The organism is Moorena sp. SIO3I8 (genome assembly GCF_010692325.1).
Classification (GTDB): domain Bacteria; phylum Cyanobacteriota; class Cyanobacteriia; order Cyanobacteriales; family Coleofasciculaceae; genus Moorena.
In genome coordinates this window covers 1-7,000 of record NZ_JAAHHW010000199.1, presented here as the reverse complement: position 1 = coordinate 7,000, position 7,000 = coordinate 1, and the positions used below count along the sequence as shown (strand labels likewise).

Annotated in this window: 7 protein-coding genes; 1 reads left to right on the top strand and 6 read right to left on the bottom strand. The window is 42.9% G+C overall.

All coding sequences use genetic code 11. The annotated features are described in order from the left end of the window. From F6K51_RS34550 to F6K51_RS34530, 5 genes are all read right to left on the bottom strand, one after another. A partial coding sequence (locus F6K51_RS34550) for a DnaB-like helicase N-terminal domain-containing protein (protein ID WP_293029875.1) occupies positions 1 to 226 on the bottom strand: 226 nt, incomplete at its 3' end. Between the two features lie 258 nt (positions 227 to 484). Further along, complete coding sequence (gene rplI, locus F6K51_RS34545) at positions 485 to 943, bottom strand: 50S ribosomal protein L9 (protein ID WP_293029872.1); 459 nt, start codon at positions 941 to 943, stop codon at positions 485 to 487. A 199-nt stretch (positions 944 to 1,142) separates the two neighbouring features. Beyond that, positions 1,143 to 1,688 carry an EF-hand domain-containing protein gene (locus tag F6K51_RS34540; protein WP_293029869.1) on the bottom strand — a complete coding sequence of 182 codons (546 nt, stop codon included), beginning with the start codon at positions 1,686 to 1,688 and terminating at the stop codon, positions 1,143 to 1,145. A gap of 120 nt (positions 1,689 to 1,808) precedes the next feature. Next, the gene (gloB, locus tag F6K51_RS34535) at positions 1,809 to 2,582 is read right to left on the bottom strand and encodes a hydroxyacylglutathione hydrolase (RefSeq protein ID WP_293029866.1); all 774 of its coding nucleotides are present in this window, start codon (positions 2,580 to 2,582) and stop codon (positions 1,809 to 1,811) included. A 3-nt stretch (positions 2,583 to 2,585) separates the two neighbouring features. Beyond that, positions 2,586 to 2,738, bottom strand: coding sequence for a hypothetical protein (locus F6K51_RS34530; RefSeq protein WP_293029863.1), 153 nt, complete (start codon positions 2,736 to 2,738; stop codon positions 2,586 to 2,588). Positions 2,739 to 3,493: 755 nt separating this feature from the next. Between F6K51_RS34530 and F6K51_RS34525 the strand changes: the two genes are divergently transcribed. Next, positions 3,494 to 4,732: an HhoA/HhoB/HtrA family serine endopeptidase gene (locus tag F6K51_RS34525; protein ID WP_293029861.1), complete on the top strand. Its 1,239-nt coding sequence runs from the start codon at positions 3,494 to 3,496 to the stop codon at positions 4,730 to 4,732. A 255-nt stretch (positions 4,733 to 4,987) separates the two neighbouring features. On the opposite strand, the gene F6K51_RS34520 is transcribed toward F6K51_RS34525, so the two are convergent. Next, positions 4,988 to 6,160 carry a VCBS repeat-containing protein gene (locus tag F6K51_RS34520; RefSeq protein WP_293029859.1) on the bottom strand — a complete coding sequence of 391 codons (1,173 nt, stop codon included), beginning with the start codon at positions 6,158 to 6,160 and terminating at the stop codon, positions 4,988 to 4,990. Between the last annotated feature and the right edge of the window lie 840 nt (positions 6,161 to 7,000).

Below are 7,000 nucleotides of genomic sequence, written 5' to 3'. Positions count from 1 at the left end.
TAACACTCATCAAATCCGTCGGTTTCCCCTGGCTATAAAGTAATAAAGCAGCTTCGTAAATGGTTTGGTGAATCCGGACATAGAAGGCTTTCGGATTCAGGAAATCACCAATTCGACCCATGGCTTCTGGGTCTAATAAAATTCCTCCGATAATAGACTCCTCGGCATCAATATTTTGGGGTGGTATAGAGTTACCAAACGCTGAAAAATCTGGTTTTTGAGTCATAGTAAACTAGTCGTCTATTGAGTTCAGGGTAAAGGTCAGCTAATGCGCTACGCGCACGCTACGCGAACAGCTAAAGGCTGACTAATACAATCTGAACAAATTAAGCACCTAAGGTGCGCTTTCCGTGATGGCGAACGCGCCCCGCGTGACCTACGGTCAAGGGATTGCTCGCCATCACGGGTCGCACCTGTTATTTAATTGACAGTTGACAGGATGATGCAGTCAACTGTCAACAAACTAAACAAACTATTAATTAACTTATTTGGGAACAACATGAATTTCTACAGTAGCTGTAACTTCTGGATGAAGCTTAATTTCTGCATTATAGAAACCAAGTTGACTAATCTCAGGTATAGTTATACCTCGGCGGTCTATTTCTTTGCCAGTAGACTCTTGGATGGCATCTGCCAAATCTTGGCTGGTAACAGTACCGAAGATAGCATTATCTTCGCCCAACTGCTTCGCGATAGTAAAGCGGCTAATGGTTTGTAGAGCAGTCTTCATCGACTCAGCTTGTTGCTTGATTTCGAGGATACGCTGCCGTTCTTGCTCTCTGCGCCGCTCAACTTGCTTGAGAACACCAGAGGTAGCCCTAACTGCAATTCCTTGGGGAATGAGATAATTGCGAGCATAGCCGGGAGCTACCTCTACCAGATCACCGTCTTTTCCAAGTTTCTGAACGTCTTTGCTTAAAACGACTTGTACACGTTTTACCATAGTGTTTAATTCCGGGTATAGTTTAGAGTGAAGGATAATGCTTCGACAAACATTCGATCTTACGACAATATGTAAGCGATCGCAACTTAGCGCTGAGTGCTGAGTGCTGAGTGCTGAGGGCTGAGGGCTCGGTGTCAATTAAAACACTTTTTAAACCCTTTCGGGGATAACATATCCGCCAATAGGCAAACCTAAATCATCAGTAGGAACCGAAAATCCAGTTTCCTGGAGCCTCTGGATCTTGACTGTAATAGAATTCGGTAACTAGATCTAATATCTCTTGTTTGTCAATGTAACCATCATTGTTCTGATCGAAGCGTCCAAAAATTTCTTCAATTTGACTGTCGTCAATACCGTAAGCCTTAAAAAACTGTCGGTATTCTTCCAGAGTAACTTTATCGTCTTTATCAGAATCTAATAGGAAAATAATCCCTGCCGCTTTAGCATTGACTACTGCTTCGTTACCGTCGGTGTCACTCAGGACATTTTCGTGATAAGTCAACCATTCATCCAAGGTCACTTGCTGGTCTTGATTCTGGTCGGTAAATTTTTGCACGCCATTCCAAATCCTCATGTAAATAGCCAGAAGATTGTCATAATATGGCGACCCCGGTGTCCAACCCCTGATCGCAGCAAGGTTATCAGTAATCCGTTCAAAATCGGCTTGGGTTAAAACACCGTTTGTTTGCTGATCGTACAGGTTAAACAACCTGGTCAATTTTCTCTGCTGCAATTCGCTAAGCATGGGTTTTTTCTATTGCTTGGATTAACTAAATTTATTAACTCAACCTTGATTATAGTCCAACTAATCAAGGGACATATTCTCAAGGAAATATGTCCCTTGATCAAGGCTTTATCAATAATCTTAGAATCGGTCTTTCATTTCCCGTAACCGTGCAAATGTCTTAACGGGTTCTTTTGCTTGAGCAGCCGACTGTAGGGCAGGCTCATCCCAACGTAAAAATGGATTGGTGTGCTTTTCAACCCCTAAGTGGGAAGGTACCGTTGCCTCTTTACGATCACGCGCCTCTTGGACTTGGGCAAATCTCCCTTGTAAGTCCAGGTTTTCACCATCGACACTCAGGGCAAATTGGATATTTTTCAGGGTGTATTCATGAGCACACCATACTCGTGTATTATCTGGTAAATCCCTTAGCTTGCTCATGGATTCTACCATTTGGCCTGGTGTTCCTTCAAATAGTCTGCCACAACCGCCCGCAAATAGGGTGTCGCCACAGAAGAGTTCACCGGTTTCACCAGGGACTACTGGAGGAAAGTAGTAGGCAATATGTCCTCTGGTGTGTCCGGGAACGAACAAGACTTCACCAATCCGATCACCAAACTCGACGCGATCGCATTCTTCTAAAAACACCTGTTGACCAGGAATCCGACCCCGGTCTTCAGCTCCCCCATATACACACACATCTGGAAACTGCTGCATCAACTGTCGATTTCCCCCCACATGATCCATGTGATGGTGAGTGTTGAAAATAGCCACTAATTCAGCATCCAGTTCTGTCAGACGCTGTACCACTGGTTTAGCCTCGGCTGGATCAACAACAGCAGCAATATTCCCCTTGGCGTCGTGTAATAAGAAGATATAGTTGTCAGAAAGGGCTGGAAGTCGATGAACCTGCATAGTTTAACACCATCTGTTTAACTTACAATTTATATACCAAAGGGAACAGCGGATCTGGGAGTAGGGAGTAGGGAGTAGGGAGTAGGGAGTAGGGAAAAGGTAACAAAAATTATCACAATTCCTACACGGATTGGTATAGTTTTTTTTGCTCAACAACAGATGCTATATATAGTAGACCTTACCTACCTAATTTTTATTATTATAATTTTTTGTTAAAAAACATTATTTTTTATATTCCTTATTTTCCCTACTATTATATGGTAATATTTGGTTTAAAAATTTAACAAGTTTATCTTACATAATCCGAATTTAACTGACACGACGTTACCCTTGAACACACTTCCTAAGTAATCAGTAATCGGTAATCAGTAATAGTTAGCGAATCACCAATTACCCATTATCCATTACCAACTCACTATAGGTAGGATTCCTGACACTATTTCATCTTAGAAGTGTATGGATGTTCGGTTAACCCATCACATATTGGTAGTATTGTCAACCTCCATTACTAGGGGAATGCGCTAGACTAATGATCATATTGGATAGGAACTATTTCTCCCTGCTTGCCCCTAGGCTATAGCCCCCAAAGCAAAGGGCTGCTTCCCTAGCTAATTCTATTACCGATTGTTCTCAAGTCCCAACCCTCAATAATTTTAATCTAAGTTAAACACTGCTCTCACATAAAATTAACAGAAGATGTCTAGATTAAATTATAGGACTTACGCAGAAACCCGGTTTCTTAACGTAATTACACCGATTTCAGCCTTTGATTGATCAAGATAAACCCGGTTTTAATAAACTTAGTGCGTAAATCCAGCAATTATCAAAGCCCAGTCATTCAGGAACTGATTCAAAACCAATATCAAGCCCACTGCCTCCCAGTCGATCTACCCTTTTGTCAACAGAATCTTATGCTAGTAGACCATCAAACCCCCAAATCTAATCACACCACCCGTAATCCCTTAAAAAAAGCAGGAACTTATGTATCACTGTTGTTACTGGGAGCAGGGTTAGGCTTTTCCGGCGGTTATGTAGCATTACGTAACTCTGTTCCCGAATCCACATCCCCTCAAGCAATTGTCCCTCAGAACAAAACAGCTAGGCTTCCAGGCAGTAAACCTGTGGTGACTCAAAATCCCAACTTTATCACCAATGTGGTAGAACAAGTTGGACCAGCAGTGGTGCGGATTAACGCTTCTAGAACCGTCACCAGTAGAGTCCCAGATACTTTTAGAAACCCAATGTTCCGGGAATTTTTTAGGTTCCCATTTCCCGATGTACCCCAAGAGCGAGTTGAACAGGGTACCGGTTCAGGTTTCATTATCGATACCGATGGTTATATTCTCACCAATGCCCATGTAGTCGATAGTGCGGATAGTGTTAATGTAATCCTCAAAGATGGTCGCCAATTTAAAGGGACGGTAGTGGGAAGCGATCCCTTGACAGATGTAGCCGTGATCCAGATTGAGGCGGAAAACCTACCTACCGTTGCTCTGGGTGATTCCGATCAACTTACCCCAGGAGAATGGGCGATCGCAATTGGTAATCCCCTTGGTTTAGATAGTACTGTAACCACTGGCATCATTAGTGCTACGGGTCGTTCTAGCTCTCAAGTCGGTGTTCCCGATAAGCGAGTGGAATTTATCCAAACCGACGCTGCTATTAACCCCGGTAACTCCGGTGGACCCCTGCTCAATGCCTCTGGTGAAGTGATTGGCATGAACACAGCTATTATTCGAGGTGCTCAAGGGTTAGGATTTGCCGTTCCCATTAATACGGTGGAAGGAATTGCTGAGCAACTGATTGTTGATGGTAAAGTAGAACATCCTTACTTGGGCATCCAGATGGTAACCTTAACCCCAGAGGTTAAACAACAGATCAACAGTAATCCCAATGCTGGGTTGATGGTTGATGAAGAAAAAGGAGTATTGATTGCCAAAGTAATACCTAATTCCCCAGCTGCTAAAGCAGGATTGCGTGCGGGTGATGTGATCCGCAAAATAAATGATCAGCCAGTCAAAGATGCAACAGAAGTTCAGAAGTCTGTGGCTAAAACCAAAGTAGGTAGTGATTTAATCCTAGAGTTGCGCCGCAATCAACGAGATACCAAATTGACTGTGCGACCTGGTGCTTTTCCTACTGGTAAGTAGTAGTTATAGCACTACGCATTAAGGTGTTTGACATTTCTAAACTCCGAAACTTAGTCATAGCTGTTTTCTGACTTCTGACTTCTGACTTCTGACTTCTGACGCTAAGCGTAGCGCTATAAGTAGTAGTTGAAACGATTAATATCAAGTTCAGTTAATCACTTTAGTATCGGGCTTTGGATCACATTAGCATTCAGCTGACTGCTGAATGCTAATTGCTTATTGAATCACTAATGAATAATTAACCAGACTGGCATATTAAACATAGCTTTGCCAGTCGTCCCCTGTTAAGGACTCGGTGGCAACTGCCTGCTGTAGCCCCGTTTGATTCATTAGCCAGATCTGATTTTGTCCGGTAGTGCCATTACGCAACAGGACATCGTCAAAACCATTATCGTCAAAGTCCATAGTACCACGAATTTCCCACTCACCGCTGATTGGTGCTGAGTCAATGAACACTGACTCTACATACTCAGTACCATCCATCCGCCAGTAGTAGACATCTTGGTTTTGAGTATTGCGCCACAGAATATCCGCGTCACCATCGTTATCTAAATCTCCAGCACCTTCCATTTGCCATAGACCGTCTTCTGGTACTACCAAATTCTGACCATCATTCTCCCTGGTAATCAAGACTCCCTGATCCAGCTCCGTGCCATTCATCAACCAAACCGCATTTTCTCCGGTTTCGGTATTACGCCAGAGAATATCTTCTTCTCCATCACTGTCGAAATCTCCCGTGCCACGGATTTCCCAGTTGAGGTCTGATACCTGGGTGCTAGATGCTCCGCTTTTGAACTCAAAGCCTTCCATTAACCAGAAGCCAACATCTCCGGTATCGGTATTACGCCAGAGAATATCCTTTTGCTCATCGCTGTCGAAGTCTCCAGCACCACGCATCTCCCAGGGACTGTCAGCTGGTTCCGATTGAATCGAATTTGACTGACCCAAGTTGGTGCCATCCATGATCCAGGCAAGATTGTTTCCAGTTTCGGAATTACGCCAGAAAATATCCGCAGAAGGGGCATCAAGTTCATTAAACTCAATGAAGTCAATTCGGGTCAATTCGCCGCCATCAGAAGTACCGTTAATTGTGATCAGGTCTCCATTCTCGATGAATACGGTACTGCTAATTTGTTGATTGACAAAACTATCAGCATTAGGCGTATTACCAGCACCAGGAGGGGGGTTATTGAAAGTTAAAGTTGGCAATTCGGTATCGCCAATAGTGATATCTATGGTGCTATCCCCATCAGTCTCATCAAAGTAGCCCAACCTTACTTCGTAGTTACCAGTAGGTAGGTCAAAGGTTCTAGTAGCAGTACCAGAATCCTCAGATATCCTGATGACTGAACCACCCTCAGCATCGCTATTATTCTCAATTACAAAATTCGTTAGATTTGGAAAGCTTTCAGCTTGAATTTTTACCATAATTTTTCTTTACTCAAAAATAATAATCTGTCGCTTTTGACTAGTTATTCGGAAATGTTACCTAGTCTGCTTTTCAGTGTTTACTAGGGATTCACCATCACAAGGTTACCCATTAAATATTTCATGACTTTATCCTTTGATCAGGATAATTTGGTCACCCCCCCAGGTTTCTATGATGGGAGGCTTAGTTATGGTTCAACAGTACCCTTAAGGGTACTTTTTGGCTCTGTCCTGTTTGCTAAACTGTTAACTTAAATTACCTAAAATTATTGCTGTGTATAGCTTTTAAATTTTGATAGGGTGCATCTCACTTTTGGAAAAACAACACTCAGGACCATTGAATGCTAATATAATGTCATGATATATTTCAATAAATATAGCGTTTCTAGGACTCATGAGGTACACATTATTTTTTACCTCTTCCCTCTTCCCTTTTCCCTCTTACCTGCTCCCTGCTCCCTGCTCCCTACTCCCTAAAAACCAGAAATTTGTACCTCAAAAGTCGTAGAATTGCTATAAGCTATCTATATATAGCATGGATAAATAGGTTATGAACAATCTTGATTATTTATAATAAAATCCCAAACTATTCGGAACTATTTACTAGTTTTCCCTGTTCTCTGTTACCTCTTTTTATCAATGCTATGTTTACATCTCATACCGAGTTGCATTCAAAGAGAGTAGATTGGTTGGATAGGGAGATAGGGAGATAGGGAGATGGGGAGATGGGGAGATGGGGAGATGGGGAGATGGGGAGATGGGGAGATGGGGAGATGGGGAGATGGGGACCCACCCCTAACCCCTCCCAGGAGGGGAAGATGGGGAGATGGGGAGATGGGG